This is a genomic window from Pseudomonas sp. F8002, from assembly GCF_013385495.1.
In the GTDB taxonomy this organism is placed as follows: Bacteria; Pseudomonadota; Gammaproteobacteria; order Pseudomonadales; family Pseudomonadaceae; genus Aquipseudomonas.
Window position 1 is genome coordinate 92,118 of sequence record NZ_JACAPW010000032.1, and the last position, 16,674, is coordinate 108,791.

At 61.3% G+C, this 16,674-nt stretch carries 10 protein-coding genes; 4 read left to right on the forward strand and 6 right to left on the reverse strand.

Annotation, left to right across the window (positions count from 1 at the left end; genetic code table 11):
- Positions 1–20: 20 nt before the first annotated feature.
- From mscK to HX811_RS23100, 3 genes are all read right to left on the reverse strand, one after another.
- Positions 21–3,371, reverse strand: coding sequence for a mechanosensitive channel MscK (gene mscK, locus HX811_RS23090; protein ID WP_102604294.1), 3,351 nt, complete (start codon positions 3,369–3,371; stop codon positions 21–23).
- Between the two features lie 70 nt (positions 3,372–3,441).
- Positions 3,442–5,184: a potassium/proton antiporter gene (locus HX811_RS23095; RefSeq protein WP_008439183.1), complete on the reverse strand. Its 1,743-nt coding sequence runs from the start codon at positions 5,182–5,184 to the stop codon at positions 3,442–3,444.
- Between the two features lie 234 nt (positions 5,185–5,418).
- Positions 5,419–7,044, reverse strand: a complete 1,626-nt coding sequence (locus HX811_RS23100) for a methyl-accepting chemotaxis protein (protein ID WP_177028666.1) — start codon at positions 7,042–7,044, stop codon at positions 5,419–5,421.
- Positions 7,045–7,321: 277 nt separating this feature from the next.
- On the opposite strand from HX811_RS23100, the gene HX811_RS23105 reads away from it, so the two are divergent.
- Together HX811_RS23105 and HX811_RS23110 are read left to right on the forward strand one after the other, a co-directional pair.
- Positions 7,322–7,552, forward strand: coding sequence for a hypothetical protein (locus HX811_RS23105; RefSeq protein ID WP_003209413.1), 231 nt, complete (start codon positions 7,322–7,324; stop codon positions 7,550–7,552).
- The gene (locus HX811_RS23110; protein ID WP_003209415.1) at positions 7,549–7,842 is read left to right on the forward strand and encodes a cell division protein ZapA; all 294 of its coding nucleotides are present in this window, start codon (positions 7,549–7,551) and stop codon (positions 7,840–7,842) included. Before HX811_RS23105 ends, HX811_RS23110 begins: the two co-directional genes overlap by 4 nt.
- On the opposite strand, the gene HX811_RS23115 is transcribed toward HX811_RS23110, so the two are convergent.
- On the reverse strand, positions 7,839–9,641 hold the full coding sequence (locus HX811_RS23115) for an acyl-CoA dehydrogenase (RefSeq protein WP_177047552.1): 1,803 nt from the start codon (positions 9,639–9,641) through the stop codon (positions 7,839–7,841). The genes HX811_RS23110 and HX811_RS23115 overlap by 4 nt on opposite strands.
- Before the next feature lie 229 nt (positions 9,642–9,870).
- Positions 9,871–13,824, reverse strand: a complete 3,954-nt coding sequence (gene putA, locus HX811_RS23120; RefSeq protein WP_177047554.1) for a trifunctional transcriptional regulator/proline dehydrogenase/L-glutamate gamma-semialdehyde dehydrogenase — start codon at positions 13,822–13,824, stop codon at positions 9,871–9,873.
- A gap of 29 nt (positions 13,825–13,853) precedes the next feature.
- Here putA and HX811_RS23125 point away from each other — a divergent pair, with 29 nt between their 5' ends.
- Positions 13,854–14,144, forward strand: a complete 291-nt coding sequence (locus HX811_RS23125) for a hypothetical protein (RefSeq protein WP_177047556.1) — start codon at positions 13,854–13,856, stop codon at positions 14,142–14,144.
- 138 nt (positions 14,145–14,282) lie between these two features.
- Positions 14,283–15,767: a sodium/proline symporter PutP gene (gene putP, locus HX811_RS23130; RefSeq protein ID WP_003209422.1), complete on the forward strand. Its 1,485-nt coding sequence runs from the start codon at positions 14,283–14,285 to the stop codon at positions 15,765–15,767.
- Positions 15,768–16,024: 257 nt separating this feature from the next.
- Here putP and HX811_RS23135 read toward each other — a convergent pair whose 3' ends face one another.
- Positions 16,025–16,519 carry a DUF2165 family protein gene (locus HX811_RS23135; protein WP_177047558.1) on the reverse strand — a complete coding sequence of 165 codons (495 nt, stop codon included), beginning with the start codon at positions 16,517–16,519 and terminating at the stop codon, positions 16,025–16,027.
- Positions 16,520–16,674: the final 155 nt, after the last annotated feature.

Genomic DNA, 16,674 nt, shown 5'->3' on the forward strand with positions numbered 1-16,674 from the left:
TTCTGCTGGGGATAGCGCGTTTAGTCGAGTTTGGCGGGCGGTGGCTCGGGCAGGTCCTGGTCCTGGGCGGGCGGCAGGATGGTCCGGTTTTCTTCTTCCACCGGCACCAGCTTGTATTCCTGGCCATGCAGGTTCTTCAGGTAAACCTCCATCTGCCGGAACGAGATGTTGATGTGGTGGTTCTTGAACTCGCGGTTGATGAAGCGGTTGACCTCATCGATCACCGGGTTGCGGTCGCCCAGGTCCCGTACATGCATGCGCAGTTCGTGATCGAGGGTGCTTTCACCGAAGTTGAGGAAGTACACGTGGGGCGCCGGGTCTTTCAGCACGCGTGGGTTTTCGGCGGCGGCCTTGAGCAGCAATTCCTTCACCAGGTCCAGGTCCGAGCCGTAGTCCACGCCCAGTTTCAGGGTGACCCGGGTGATGGTGTCGGTCAGCGACCAGTTGATCAGTTGCCCGGTGATGAACGTTTTGTTCGGAACAATGATGTCCTTGCGGTCGAAGTCAGTGATGGTGGTGGCACGGATGCGGATCTTGCTCACCGTGCCCGACAGGTTGCCGATGGTGATGGTGTCGCCGATCCGTACCGGGCGCTCGAACAGGATCATGATGCCGGAGATGAAGTTGGCGAAGATTTCCTGCATCCCGAACCCCAACCCCACCGACAGCGCGGCCACCAGCCATTGCAACTTGTCCCAGCTCACGCCGAGGGTCGACAGGGTGGAGACAAACCCGACGCCGGCAATCACATAGGACAGCAAGGTGGTGGTGGCGTAGGCGCTGCCCTGGGCCAGGTCGAGCTTGGACAGCACCAGTACTTCCAGCAGGCCGGGCAGGTTGCGCGCCAGGGCGAAGGTGATGCCGATGATGATCAGGGCGCCGAGCAAGTCGCCGATGCTGATGGGCACCATGCTGATATTGGCGCCGGTGCCGCTGGTGTATTCGTAGAGGGTGACGTTGTCCAGGTAGGAAAACACCGAGATCAAGTCGGACCACACCCAGTACAACGCAGCGATAAAGCCGCCCAGCAGCGCCAGGCGAATCAGTCGCATCGACTGTTCGTTGACCTGTTCGATGTCCAGGGTCGGCTCTTCGATCACTGCTTCACCATCACCGGCTTCCTTGGCGGCCTGGCGTTTGGCCAGGGCCCGCGCATAGGCCAGGCGCCGTGCCGCTACGCCCAGGCCACGTACGAAGGTGGCTTCGATCACCAGCCAGAACATCAGCAGGTACAAGGTGTTGATCAGCCGGTCGCTGAGCTTGAGGGCGGTGTAGTAGTAGCCAAAGCATACGGCGATAAACAGCGCCACCGGCAGTGCCGTAAACACCAGGCCCACGGCCTTGCGAAACAGCGAGGCTTTTTCATGAGTCGGGCTGTTGAGCAGCAGGCGCCCGAGCAGCCACGCCATCAGTGCGTAGCAGGTCAGTACCACGCCGATGCCCAGCACATCGTCGGCCAGCGCTGCCGGCTGATGCTCGGCGATGGCCACCACGGCCACCAACGCCAGTACCACGAGCCCGAGCTTGCGTACCCAGCCCTGGAGGAATTCGACCTGGGGTTTTTCCCAGCGGAAGTGCAACTCGGCGACGCCGCCGGGCGCGAGGATCCGATACGCGGTGTAGAACACCAGCCACGCCTGGGCGATCTGCAGCAGGGCGGCGCCGAGGTTGGCGTTTTGCCCACGGGCGTCGATCTGCAGCGCATAGCCGCAGAGTGCCAGGCCCAGGGCCACCGGCATCGCCAGCGCGATATTCACCAGGATCGCCACCGGCGTGTGCCACTGGCTGTCGCGTTTGAAGTGGCCGATGTCCATATGGATTTTTTTCAGCCGGGCATACAGGTAGCTGCGACGCCACAGCAGCGCGCCGATCAACAACAGCAGGGGCAGGAACAGCAGCGGGCGCTGGGTCAGGCCGTCATACAGCTCGCTGACGCTGGAGGCCCACGGCAGGGTATTGACCTGTTTGCTCAGGTGCGCCGGTACGGTTTCCAGCCATTCGGTATCCAGCGGCTTGTTGCTGGGAATCCAGAACATCTGTTCGTCGAGGGTCGCCCGCAAGGTGGTGGCGGTGCTCAGCAGTTGTTTCTGGTTCAGTTGCAGGGTGATGGATTCGTTGAGCAGTGCGCTCAGTTCCCGGCTCAAGCGCTCCAGCAGGTCGCTGCGGGTGATCGCCAGTTCCAGCAGGGTGCGCCGCAGTTGTGGCGTCACCTGGTCGGCCGGCTGGTTGGCCAGCAAGCTGTCGACGTAGGTGCTCGGGGTGCTGATCAGTTCGCGCTGCTGGTTGACCTCGAACTGGTACAGGCGAATGTTGGCGATGTCATCTGCCAGGTCGCGGTCCACGGTCAGGCGCGGGAGGGCCTGCTTCTGTTTGTAGAGGATCTTGGACAGCAACAGGCTGCCCTTGAGCACGTTGATCTGCTCGTCCAGCGCCGAGTCGCTTTGGGTCACGCTGTCCAGTTGCTGCTTGGTTTGCAGGTTTTTCTGGGTCAGCTCGTTGAGCCGGTCAGTGCTTTTGAGCAGGTAGTCGGACAGTTTCAGGTTGGCCGCGCTTTCCGTGGCGAGCAGGCTGCTGCCACCAGCCTTCTGGGCTTCGATGGACTGCTGGGTCACGGTTTCCTGGGACTGGGCCAGGCGTTTCTGGTTGATCAGGGTTTGCAGGTCCTGGATTTCCTGCTCCAGGCGCGCGGTCTTTTCCAGCACCAGGTCGTGCTGGCTGTTGCCCAGGTCTTGCAGTTGGCTGTTGCCGGCCAGTTCCTGGCGGCGCAGGGGAATCAGGGCGTTGAGGGCGGCCAACTCGGCATTCAGCTGGTTGCGCTGGTCGCCGCTGAGGGTCTTGCCGTTGTCCTTGCCTGCCTTGAGGGTCGCGTTGATCTGCTGGATACGTGTCTGGCTGCTGCTGATTTCGGTCTGGGCGCGCTCGGGACGGGTTTGGGCCGCGATGGTCAGGCTGTTGGCGTCGGCCAGTTCCTTTTGCAGGTCGCCTTGCTGGGTGGTGCGCTGCACCAGTAGTTGTTCAAGTTGCGGCACCGGCAAGGTGGCGTAGCGCTGGGCGACCGGAATCACCTTGGTGGCCTTGAGGCGGGTCAGTTCGCGCTGGTTGTCGACGGTCTGGCGCGGCGCGTCTTCGAGCTGGCGCTTGAGGTCCACCAGGCGCTGCTGGTAGTCCTGCTGGTTGCCCAGGAAGGTGAGCGTTTGCTGCAGGATGCTTTGCAGCGCCTTCATGTCGGCGTCGGGCAGCTTGCGGTCCGGCAGCTTGTCCAGGGTTTGCTGGACGGAATCGATGCTGGGCGGGTCGGCCGCGTGTACGGTGCCGACGCAGAGAGTCAGGCCCAGCAGGGCAGTGGCGAGAAAAGTGCGCAGGGTTGTCATAGAGACCGGTCGAGCAAGGTGAAAAATAGGGGGCGTCCCGACATCGACTGGCGCGCCGTCGCCCCGCAGTTTAGAGGAAGAGTCCGGGGCCCGGGCGACTTCCTTCGGGGAATCTGACGCCGACTTTGCCGATCTTGTTCCCGTCCATGACCGCGACGGTCCAGATGGTGTTGTTCCATTCCACCTGGTCGCCGACCACGGGTGCCCCGCCGACTTTCTGGGTGATGAAACGACTCAGTGGCATGTCCGGGTCGATGCCCTCGAGCTTGAGCCCGTACAGGGCCGAAACCGCGCCCAGCTGGGCGTCGCCTTCCAGTACGAAGTCGCCGAAGAAGCGCAGGTCGAGGCCCCGTTGTGGTGCCTGGCTGAACAGCTTGCCGAGGGCCGGCAAGTTGTGTTCATGGCCGATTACGCACAGCAGATCGTCGACTTCGAGCACCGTACTACCCGACGGATGGAGCAGTTGCTGGCCACGAAACAGCGCGGCGATCCGCGTGCCTTCGGGCATTTTCAGCTCCCGCAGGGCGGCGCCGATGCACCATTTTTCGGCGCCCAGGCGATAGACGAACAGCTCCCACTCGCTGGTGACGTGCACTTCCAGGGCCGCCCGGGAAATCGGCGCCGGCTCTGGCGGTACCGTCACTTTCAACAGTTTGGCGACCCACGGCAGGCTCGTACCCTGCACCAGCAACGACACCAGCACGATAAAGAACGCCAGGTTGAAGTACAGCTGCGCGTGGGGCAGGCCGGCCATCAGCGGGAACACCGCCAGAATGATCGGTACCGCACCGCGCAGGCCGACCCAGGCGATAAAGGCTTTCTCTCGGCCATGGAAGGCCTTGAACGGCAACAGGCCGACGATCACCGACAGCGGCCGTGCGAAGAGAATCATCCACAGCGCCAGGCCCAGGGCCGGCAGCGCGATGGGCAGCAAATCATGGGGCGTGACCAGCAGGCCCAGCACCAGAAACATGCCGATCTGTGCCAGCCAGGCCATGCCGTCGAGCATATGCAAAATGCCGTGCCGGCTGCGCACCGGGCGGTTGCCGATCACCAGGCCGCACAGGTAAACGGCGAGGAAACCGCTGCCGTGCAAGGCGTTGGTCAGGGCGAACACCACCAGGCCGCCGGAAATCACCAGGATCGGGTACAGGCCGTTGGCCAGGTTGATCCGGTTGACCATCTGCAGCATCAACCAACCACCGCCCAGGCCGATGATGCCGCCGATGCCGAACTCGCGGATCAGGTGGCCCAGCAGGCTCCAGTGCAGGCCAGTCTGGCCGCTGGCGAGCATGTCGATCAGGGTGACCGTGAGGAACACCGCCATCGGGTCGTTGCTGCCGGATTCGATTTCCAGGCTGGCGGTGACCCGTTCGTTCAGGCCTTTGCCGCCCAGCAGCGAGAACACCGCTGCGGCGTCCGTGGAGCCGACGATGGCGCCGATCAGCAGGCCTTGAATGATGTTGAGGTTGAACAGCCAGGCGGCTGCCATACCGGTGAGGCCGGTGGTGATCAGCACCCCGACCGTCGCCAGGGACAACGCGGGCCAGAGGGCTACACGGAAACTGGCTACCCGCGTTCGCAGTCCGCCGTCGAGCAGGATCACGGCCAGGGCGAGGTTGCCCACGAGGTAGGCAGTCGGGTAGTTATCGAAGATGATGCCGCCGCCGTCGACGCCGGCGATCATGCCCACGGCCAGGATGATTACCAGGATCGGAATCCCCAGGCGGGACGAAAGAGAACTCACCAGAATGCTCGCACCTACCAGCAACGCGCCGATCAAGAACAGGCTGTTGATGGTCGTCGCATTCAAAGGCAGTACTCCATGAGCAGGAAAGACGAGGCGCAAACTGACCATGCAGTCTGCGTGCCAGCGATTCTAACCTGTTGAATTGCTGTGCTGTCAAAAAGGTTTTGAATGGCTGGCGCATATTCAATGTGGGAGCGGGCTTGCTCGCGAAAGCGGTGTGTCAGTCGCGTTATGCGTAGCTGATCCACCGCATTCGCGAGCAAGCCCGCTCCCACATTTTTAGCCCTGCGGTATCCGTTAAAGCCTGAACCGCCCCACCATCCCGTTCAAATCCACCGCCAACCGCGACAGCTCACTGCTCGCCGCACTGGTCTGGCTGGCGCCGGTCGCCGACTGCACCGACAAGTCACGAATATTCACCAGGTTGCGATCCACTTCCCGCGCCACCTGCGCCTGCTCTTCAGCGGCACTGGCGATCACCAGGTTGCGCTCGTTGATTTCAACGATGGCAGTGTTGATGGTGTCCAGTGACATCCCCGCACCCTTGGCGATGTTCAACGTCGATTCCGCCCGCTCGGTGCTGTTGCGCATCGAATCCACTGCATGCTCGGTACCGGCCTGAATGCTGCCGATCATCCGCTCGATTTCGCTGGTGGACTGTTGGGTGCGATGGGCCAGGGCCCGCACCTCATCCGCCACCACCGCAAAACCACGCCCGGCTTCACCGGCACGCGCCGCTTCAATCGCGGCGTTCAGGGCCAGCAGGTTGGTCTGGTCAGCCAAGCCACGAATCACGTCCAGCACCTTGCCGATGTCCCGGGACTCTTCCGCCAGGTTGCCGATCAAGGTGGCAGTGGCTTGCACGTCGCTGCTCATGCGTTCAATGGCGCTGACGGTTTCCTGCACCAAATCACGTCCATCGCCCGCAGACGACGTGGCGTTCTTCGAGGCTTCGGAAGTGCTGACCGCGTTGCGGGCCACTTCTTCAACCGCGCTGGTCATCTCGTTCACCGCCGTGGCGGCCTGTTCGATTTCGTTGTTTTGCTGGGTCAGGCCACGGGCGCTTTCGTCGGTCACGGCATTCAGCTCTTCCGCGGCGGAGGCCAATTGGGTGGCCGAGCCGGAAATGCGCTGCAAGGTGTCCTTCAATTTGTCCTGCATCTTGGCCATTGCCAACAGTAGTCGGCCGGCTTCGTCGTTGCCTTCCACCTTGATCGGGCGCGTCAGGTTGCCTTCGGCGATTTCCTCGGCGGCATCCAGGGCCTGGGCGATCGGCTGGGTAATGCTGCGGGTCAGCAGCCAGGCGAACAGCATGGTCAATGCAGTGGCCAGGATCAGCAGGATCACCACCAGCTCAAACGCCATGTCGTACTGGTCGGCAGCTTGCTGGTTGGTGGCCAGCGCCATCTTGTTGTTGATGTCCAGCAGGCGGTTCAGTACGGCGTTGACCTGATCCGAGTTGTTCAGCAGCTCGGTATTCAGCAGCGTGCGCAGCTCTTCCACCTGATTGGCCCGTGACAGGCTCTTCATGCGCTCTTCAATCTGATGGTACTGGGCCAGCAGACGCACGTATTCATCGTAGGCAGCACGTTCTTCGCTGCTGTCGATCAACTTCTCGTAGACCGCCTGGGCCGTACGAATCTGCTGATTGCGCACGTCAAAAGACTCAAGGGTCTTTTGCTGGACGTCAGGCTCGCGGTTGGTCAGCAGGCGATACGACAGCACCCGCAGGCGCAGGGTCAGTTGAGTGAACTCGTCCAGGGCGCGAATGCTCGGCACGCTGCTAAGGGTGATGTCTTCCGTCGCCGCACGGATCTTGCTCATCTGGTTCAGGGCGAACACACCGAGAAACAACATCAGCGCGCCAATCAACGCGAAGCCGAGAAAGGCCCGCGGCGCGATATTCATATTACGAAGAGACATGTTGTGATCCTGGGGAGAAGCGCGATCCATGCGGGGTTTGAGCGGGGTGTCCATGACCTATCGGTCATACGACTAAAGTCTTGAGGGGGTGCGCGCTTTTGTCGCAGATCGGGGCGGGCCGACGGGATTCAGGAACCAGATGCCATAAATGCAGTCACTAAGGCTCGAAAGCGTGGCCTGCCCTGTAAAATCAAGGCCCCGCGCCAGGGATAACCCTGGCATCCGAGGTGAATTTTCTTTATCGTCACCGCCCTTTGAAAAAGCCCGAGAAATCAAAATGTTAGAAGCATCCCTCAGCCAATTGGAACAACTGGTCAGCGACCTGGTACAGCAGAACCAGGATCTACTGGGCACCAACGAATCCCTCAAGGCCGAACTGGCTCGCGCCAAGGATGAAAACGACAGCTTGCAGCTGAACCTGATGGAACAGGAAGAAAAGCAGGGCGCCACCGCTGCCCGTATCCAGGCGTTGGTTGAGCGTGTGAGCGCAGGTCCTGTCAGCGCATGAATGAAGGGATAAAGGTCGTTTCGATTCTCGGTGAGGATTACTCGATCAAGGCACCGGAGGGGGAAGACAACACCCTGATGAGCGCCGTGACGATGCTCAAGGCATCCCTGGCCACCACCAAGAAAAAGTACCCGACGCTGATCGGTGACAAGCTATTGGTGCTGGCGGCGCTGAACCTGTGCGCCGAGCAGATCGAAATGCAAAAGCACCACCAGCAGGAACTCGACCGTTACCAAGAGCAAGTCAGCGCCACGGTCGAGGTGATTTCCAAGGCAATCGGAACGCCTTAGAACCACTCATCCTGCATCCCCAGGCACGTGTCATCGCGTGCCTCGAGAATCGCCAGTTCATGATGGCAGCCCGGTATTTCCCACGTCAGGAAGTACCGGGCGGCCTGGAGCTTGCCCTTATAGAAGGCGACATCGGCAGCATTGCCCCTGGCCAGCCCTTCCTCGGCGCGAATTGCCTGTTCCAGCCAGCGCCAGCCAATCACCGTATGCCCGAACACCTTCAGGTACAGCGCCGAATTCGCCAGGCTGCTGTTGACCTTGCCCTGGGCGAGATCCGTCAGCAGGCCGAGGGTGACCTCTTGCAGGCGCGCCACCAGTTGTTCCAGCGGTTCCCGCAAGGCATTCAGCGACGGATACTCCTGTGCCCGTGCGCCGGTCTCGGCGATCAGGCGGATCAGTTGCTTCAAGCCCGCACCGCCGTTCTGCGCCAGCTTGCGCCCGAGCAAGTCCAGCGACTGAATGCCGTGGGTGCCTTCATGGATCGGGTTCAGGCGGTTGTCGCGGTAGTACTGCTCCACCGGGTATTCGCGGGTGTAGCCGTGGCCGCCGAGGATCTGGATCGCCAGTTCGTTGGCTTTAAGGCAAAACTCCGACGGCCAGGATTTGACGATCGGCGTCAGCAGGTCCAGCAGTTCGTGGGCCTGTTTGCGCTCGGCTTCGTTGGGCAGAGTAGTGGTGTCATCGAACAACCGTGCGGCGTACAAGCCAAGGTCGAAGGCACCTTCCACGTAGGCTTTTTGGGTCAACAGCATGCGTTTGATATCGGCGTGCTGGATGATCGACACCGGCGCGGTGTTGGGGTCCTTGCTGTCGGGCAAGCGGCCTTGGGGACGTTCACGGGCATATTCCAGGGAGTACAGGTAGCCGGCGTAACCCAGCATCACCGCGCCCATGCCCACGCCGATCCGCGCTTCGTTCATCATCTGGAACATGCAACTCAGGCCCTGGTGCGGCTGGCCCACCAGGTAGCCGACGCACTCGCCGTTATCGCCGAAATTCAACGCGGTCGAGGTGGTGCCACGCCAGCCCATCTTGTGAAACAGCCCGGCCAGCAGCACATCGTTGCGCTTGCCCAGGCTGCCGTCGTCGTTGACCAGGAACTTGGGCACGATAAACAGCGAAATGCCCTTCACCCCGGCAGGTGCGTCCGGCAGCTTGGCCAGCACCATGTGCACGATGTTCTCCGACAGCGGGTGATCGCCGCCGGAGATGAAGATCTTGTTGCCCTTGAGGCGATAGCTGCCGTCAGCCGCCGGCTCTGCGCGGGTACGAATATCCGACAGCGATGAGCCCGCATGGGGCTCGGTCAGCGCCATGGTGCCGAAGAAGCGGCCTTCGATCATCGGTCGCAGGAAGCGTTGTTTCTGCTCCTCGGTGCCGAAGCTCTCGATCAGGTTGGCGGCGCCCATGGTCAGGAACGGGTAGGACGTGGATGCGGCGTTGGCCGACTGGAAGTGGGCGAAACACGCCTGGGAGAGCAGGGTGGGCAGTTGCATGCCACCGGCTTCGAAGCTGCGGGCGGCGTTGAGAAAACCGGCTTCGAGGAAGGCATCTACCGCCGGTTTCACCTCGGGAATCAGAATCGCTTGACCGTTTTCGTAGCGTGGCTCGTTCTCGTCGCCCTTGCGGTTATGCGGGGCGAAGAACTTCTCGGCAATGCTGCGGGCGGTGCCGATGGCGGCGTCGAAGGTTTCACGGTTGTGTTCGGCAAACCGCTCGCGCTGGGTCAGGCCCTCGGCATCGAGGACTTCGTACAGCTCGAAAGCCAGATTGCGGGAACTGAGCAGCGTCTCGGACATGGCGGCTTACCTGTGTGGGAATGGGCCTGAGTCTAAGTGCGCAAATAGAGGCTGGATAGCAAGATTGATCTGGGTGATGGAGGAGCAAAACAACAGCGGTGAGTTGCAAACACGGTCAGTGTGGGAGCGGGCTTGCTCGCGAATGCGGTGGATCAGTCAGTACATCTGGCGACTGACACTGCGCATTCGCGAGCAAGCCCGCTCCCACATTTTGACCGCGTTTCGTCAGTTAGCCGATGGTCATCAGGCTGGCATTACCACCCGCGGCAGCAGTGTTGACGCTCAACGCCCGCTCGATCACCAGGCGCTCCAGGGCGATCCCGGTTTCGCCCGAAGACAAACCGTGAACCCCGACAATCGCCCCGCCACGCTTGGCCACTTGCTGGCAAACCCCGCGCAGTTGGTCGGAATCACCGTGATGCAGCACGGCATCAAACACGGTTTCATCCTTGGTCCAGTCAGCCACCCGCGTGATCTTCGCCTGAATATCCTTCGGCAAGCGTGCGAACACGGCCTTGGTCAACTCAGTTTCCGGCCATACCGCCGAGCCGCCGACTGCCAGCACGGCCGCCAGTTGCGTCAGCAGGTCGCCTTCCACTTCTGCCAGGCACAACACGTGCTCGCGGGGCAGGATGGCATAGCTGTTGCGCTCGCCGGTCGGGCCGGCCAGTTGGCGGGTGATACCGCTTTGGGATTGCGCGGCGAACTGCACGCACAGGGCGCTCAAGTCGCTCAGCTTGCTGCTGTCGGCCCAGGCTTTCAGGGCGGTCAGCGGCTTGCTCATGGCCTCCCGCAGGCGAACATCCGGTGCGGCCAGTGCATCACCACGAACGAAGGATTGCTCGATGGCATCCGTAGGACGGGTCGACAGCAGACGGTACAGATACAGCGGGCCGCCAGCTTTCGGGCCAGTGCCCGACAAGCCTTCGCCACCGAACGGCTGCACACCGACCACGGCGCCCACGATGTTGCGGTTAACGTAGACGTTACCGGCATGGACGTTGTCGATCACCTTGGCGATGGTCTCGTCGATGCGGGTGTGCACGCCCAGGGTCAGGCCATAGCCGGAGGCATTGATCTGGCCGATAAGCTGGTCGATCTCTTTGCGCTTGTAGCGCACCACGTGCAGCACCGGGCCGAAGATCTCCCGTTGCAGTTCGTCGAAGCTTTCCAGTTCGATCAGGGTTGGCATCACGAAGGTGCCGCGCTTGATCTCTTCGCTATCGGCAATGGCGACCTGGTAAACGTTGCGGCCTTTGTCGCGCATGGCCTGGATATGTTTCTCGATACCCGCCTTGGCTTCGGCGTCGATCACCGGGCCGATATCCACCGACAGGCGCTCCGGGTTGCCGAGGCGGCATTCAGCCATGGCACCTTTCAGCATTTCGATGACGCGGTCAGCGGAATCTTCCTGCAAGCACAGTACGCGCAGGGCCGAGCAACGTTGGCCGGCACTGTCGAAGGCCGACGACACTACGTCGATCACCACTTGTTCGGTGAGTGCCGAGGAGTCGACGATCATTGCGTTCTGGCCACCGGTTTCGGCGATCAGCGGAATCGGACGACCCTGTGCATCCAGACGGCCGGCGACACTGCGTTGCAGCAAGCGCGCAACCTCGGTGGAACCGGTGAACATCACGCCCTTGACGCGATCATCACCCACCAGGCGCGCACCGACGGTTTCGCCCTGGCCCGGCAGCAGTTGCAGCACGCCTTCCGGAATCCCGGCTTCCAGCAGCAGGCGCACGGCTTGTGCGGCCACCAGCGGTGTTTGCTCGGCAGGCTTGGCCAGTACCGGGTTGCCGGCGGCCAGTGCAGCGGCGACCTGCCCACTGAAGATCGCCAGCGGGAAGTTCCACGGGCTGATGCACACCACCGGACCCAGCGGGCGGTGAGCGTCGTTGGTGAAATCGTTGCGAGCCTGCACCGCGTAGTAACGCAGGAAGTCCACGGCTTCACGCACTTCGGCGATGGCGTTGGCGAAGGTCTTGCCGGCTTCGCGGGCCAGCAGGCCCATCAGCGGCTGGATCTCGCCTTCCATCAAATCGGCGGCACGTTCCAGGATCGCGGCGCGTTCGGCGGGCGGGGTGGCCTGCCAGATTGGCGCAGCGTTCAGGGCGCACTGGATGGCGTTGTGGACGTCTTCGACAGTTGCTTCCTGTACGTGGCCAACCACGTCACGCAGATCCGACGGGTTCAACACCGGTGCAGCCGCTTCATTGCTGGAAGCGCAACCGAGCATCGGCGCGGCTTTCCAGTTGTTATGCGCGGTAGCCAGCAAGGCGCAGGACAGCGACGCCAGGCGGTGTTCGTTGGCCAGGTCGATACCGGCGGAGTTGGCGCGCTCGGCACCATACAGGTCGCGGGGCAGCGGGATACGCGGGTGCGGCAGGCCGAAGCCGCCTTCCAGCGTCGCCATCTGCTCGATGCTGGCCACTGGATCGGCCACCAGCTCCTGGATCGAGATGGATTGGTCGGCAATACGGTTGACGAATGAGGTGTTGGCGCCGTTTTCCAGCAGGCGACGCACCAGGTAAGCCAGCAGTGTTTCGTGGGTGCCGACGGGTGCGTACACGCGGCACGGACGGTTCAGCTTGCCTTCGGAGACCTTGCCTACAACCTGCTCGTAAAGCGGCTCACCCATGCCGTGCAGGCATTGGAACTCGTACTGGCCGGGGTAATAGTTCTGACCGGCGATGTGGTAGATCGCCGACAGGGTGTGGGCGTTGTGGGTAGCGAACTGCGGGTAGATAACTTCCGGTACCGAAAGCAGTTTGCGTGCGCAGGCAATGTAGGAAACGTCGGTGTACACCTTGCGGGTGTACACCGGATAGCCTTCCAGGCCTTCGACCTGGGCGCGCTTGATTTCGCTGTCCCAGTACGCGCCTTTTACCAGGCGGATCATCAGGCGGTGGCGGCTGCGGCGTGCCAGGTCGATCACGTAGTCGATCACATACGGGCAACGCTTCTGGTAAGCCTGGATCACGAAACCGATGCCGTTCCAGCCGGTCAGTTGCGGCTCGAAGCACAGGCGTTCCAGCAGGTCGAGGGACAGCTCCAGGCGGTCGGCTTCTTCGGCGTCGATGTTCAAACCGATGTCGTATTGCTTGGCCAGCAGGGTCAGCGACAGCAGGCGCGGGTACAGCTCGTCCATCACGCGCTCGTACTGCGCACGGCTGTAACGCGGGTGCAGGGCCGAAAGCTTGATGGAAATGCCCGGACCTTCATAAATCCCGCGACCGTGGGACGCTTTGCCGATCGAGTGGATGGCTTGTTCGTACGAGGCCAGGTATTTCTGGGCGTCATGTTCGGTGAGTGCGGCTTCACCGAGCATGTCGTAGGAATAGCGGAAGCCCTTGGCTTCGAACTTGCTCGCATTGGCCAGGGCTTCGGCGATGGTTTCACCGGTGACGAACTGCTCGCCCATCAGGCGCATGGCCATGTCGACGCCCTTGCGGATCATCGGCTCGCCGCTCTTGCCGATGATGCGGCTCAGGGACGAGGTCAGGCCGGCTTCGTTGTGGGTGGCGACCAGTTTGCCGGTCAGCAACAGGCCCCAGGTGGCGGCGTTGACGAACAGCGACGGGCTGTTGCCCAGGTGCGGGTGCCAGTTGCCGGTGCTGATCTTGTCGCGGATCAGTGCGTCGCGGGTGCCCTTGTCGGGGATGCGCAGCAGCGCTTCGGCGAGGCACATCAGCGCTACGCCTTCCTGGGACGACAGGGAGAATTCCTGCAGCAGGCCCTGGACGATGCCTGCACGGCCGCCGGCGCTTTTCTGATTGCGCAGTTTCTCGGCGATCGAAGAGGCGAGCTTGTTGGTGGCCTCGGCCATTGCCGCGGGCAGGCGAGCCTGCTCGATCAGCATCGGCACCACTTCCGGCTCCGGGCGACGGTAGGCGGCGGTGATCGAGGCGCGCAGTACGGATTGCGGCAGGATGCTTTCGGCAAATTCCAGGAAGCACTGGTGGGCGTGGTCGGCCTGGACCTCGCCGGCTTCTTCCGCGTCCTTGCTGCCCAGGCCGTTGAGCTCGGCCAGGGTTGCACCACCCTCGAGTTTCTCCAGGTAATTGAAAATCGCCTGCTTGATCAGCCAGTGCGGCGTGCGATCAATGGAGGTCGCGGCCGCCTTCAGGCGCTCGCGGGTCGGGTCGTCAAGTTTGACCCCAAGGGTGGTCGTAGCCATCTTTTTATCCTCATGGGTGCCACTACTGCGTGGCATCAGCTGGCGGCAAGATTAGCTTTGCGCCGAGAGAGGTGCAACCGGGTGCAACCCTTTTTATCCATGAAATTTTTGATGCTGATCGGGAAAAATTATCGGCGCAGCCGAATCGGCTGCGCCTTGGTGCATTTGCTTCTGACTTTGGCTGCCCTTGCTCCGAAAAGGAGCAAAAACACGGTGTTTTCCACAAAACACACCGAGGTGCAACTTATTCTCAAGAAACTGGTTGCACCTTATTTGCTTTGTTGAATAGCATTCGCGCCCAAGGTGCAACCTCTTACTGACGGTTCATCGGCTGATGGCTTTCCTGGGGAAACGTCAGTCATAAATGCGCGGCGCCAGGCTTCGTCTATCCACTAGCAAAGTGGATGGCCGTCCGGACAGACCGCCGCTACATAAAAACAAAGCCAGGGCGTAACTCAATGAGCGTAAGTAATCCTACCCTGATCACATTTGTGATCTATATCGCTGCCATGGTGCTGATCGGCTTTATGGCCTATCGCTCCACCAACAACCTTTCCGACTACATTCTCGGCGGTCGCAGCCTCGGCAGCGTGGTTACCGCGCTCTCGGCCGGTGCCTCGGACATGAGCGGCTGGTTGCTGATGGGCTTGCCCGGCGCGATCTACATGTCTGGCCTGTCGGAAAGCTGGATCGCCATCGGCCTGATCGTCGGTGCCTACCTGAACTGGCTGTTTGTTGCCGGTCGCCTGCGAGTGCAGACCGAGCACAACGGCGACGCCCTGACCCTGCCGGATTACTTCTCCAGCCGTTTCGAAGATAAAAGCGGCCTGCTGCGAATCATCTCTGCGGTGGTGATCCTGGTGTTCTTCACCATCTACTGCGCTTCCGGCATCGTGGCTGGCGCCCGTCTGTTTGAAAGCACCTTCGGCATGTCCTACGAGACCGCGCTGTGGGCCGGTGCTGCCGCGACCATTGCCTACACCTTCGTCGGTGGTTTCCTGGCCGTGAGCTGGACCGACACCGTGCAAGCCACGCTGATGATCTTCGCCTTGTTGCTGACCCCGATCATCGTGCTGCTGGCCACCGGTGGCGTCGACACCACCTTCCTGGCGATCGAAGCGCAGAACCCTGACAACTTCAACATGCTGAAAAACACCACCTTCATCGGCATCATTTCGCTGATGGGCTGGGGCCTGGGTTACTTCGGCCAGCCGCACATCCTCGCGCGTTTCATGGCGGCGGATTCGGTGAAATCGATTGCCAATGCCCGTCGCATCTCCATGACCTGGATGATCCTGTGCCTGGGCGGCACCGTGGCGGTGGGCTTCTTCGGTATCGCCTACTTCTCGGCGCACCCGGAAGTCGCCGGTCCCGTGACCGAGAACCACGAGCGTGTGTTCATCGAACTGGCCAAGCTGCTCTTCAACCCATGGATTGCCGGTGTGTTGCTGTCGGCCATCCTGGCGGCGGTAATGAGCACCCTGAGCTGCCAGTTGCTGGTGTGCTCCAGCGCCCTGACCGAAGACTTCTACAAAACCTTCCTGCGTAAAAACGCCTCCCAGGTCGAGCTGGTATGGGTCGGTCGCGCCATGGTGCTGTTGGTGGCGCTGATTGCCATCGCCATGGCCGCCAACCCGGAAAACCGCGTACTGGGCCTGGTGAGCTACGCCTGGGCCGGTTTCGGTGCTGCATTCGGTCCTGTGGTGCTGATCTCGGTCCTGTGGAAAGGCATGACGCGTAATGGCGCACTGGCCGGCATCCTGGTGGGTGCGATCACCGTGATCGTGTGGAAGCACTTCAGCCTGTTTGGCCTGTACGAAATCATCCCGGGCTTCATCTTCGCCAGCCTGGCGATCTACTTCGTGAGCAAGCTGGGCGCTCCGACGGCTGGCATGCTTCAGCGGTTTGACGCAGCCGAGGCGGATTACAACCTCAACAAGTAATCGGCGGGGGCTTGAATGCCCGCTGAGGTGAAAACGGCCCGCATCTTTTGGATGACGGGCCGTTTTTTTGCCTTCCAGATCTCGCAGTGTTGTTTTCACAGATTCAGATGATCACTGAAGTAAACGGCCAATTTAAGGGCTCGCCTGGTGGCTGTGAGCGTTGAATGTGAGGCGGTTTTTATACTTTGGGAAAAGGGCTACAAACTACCGTCAGCTATCTGACAGTAGGCATCCACCGATTTTGAATTCGTGGTTTTTCAGTCGTGGTCAGTGTCCGGCTGGTTGAGAAAAATCAGCACACCCAGGATCGCCATATAGAACTTGAACGCCGCTTCCTGGCCGTTCCACTGATGGGATTGCCACATCAGGAACCACTCGCCGCCGATCACCATAAAGCCGAAGAACCACACCATAAAACCCAGAGTCAGCCCGACGATTGCGCTTTTCTTGGCGCGATTGAAGTCGATACCTGTGGCACGACGAGCCCGCCACAAGGCCAGCGCTCCACGCGCCAGCAGCACGGCCGTCAGGGCTTCACCGGCGATGATCAGCCAATATGCACCGTGCCACAGCCATGGGGTGGTGATGGCGCGATACATCGCGGCGTTGCCGGGGAAGGTGGTGTCCATGCTCAGCACATGTTTGACGAAGGCAAAGTTGGAGCCGTAGTCGGTGATGTTGCTGAAGGCCACGAGTGTGGCGAAGGCTGCCAGGGCAAGGGTCAGGACGATTTTTGCGTAGCGGGTGGCCATGTTTTTTCCATTGTCATGGGGCGATGGGGGACGAATACGCTAGCACGCTGGTGGTAGGGCTTCGATGCCTGATACATGAAGATTAAAGCGCCTGCGATGTAGGGATTTACTGATTTGCCTGCAGCGCACTCAGCTCGGCAAACAGCTGGTGCAGA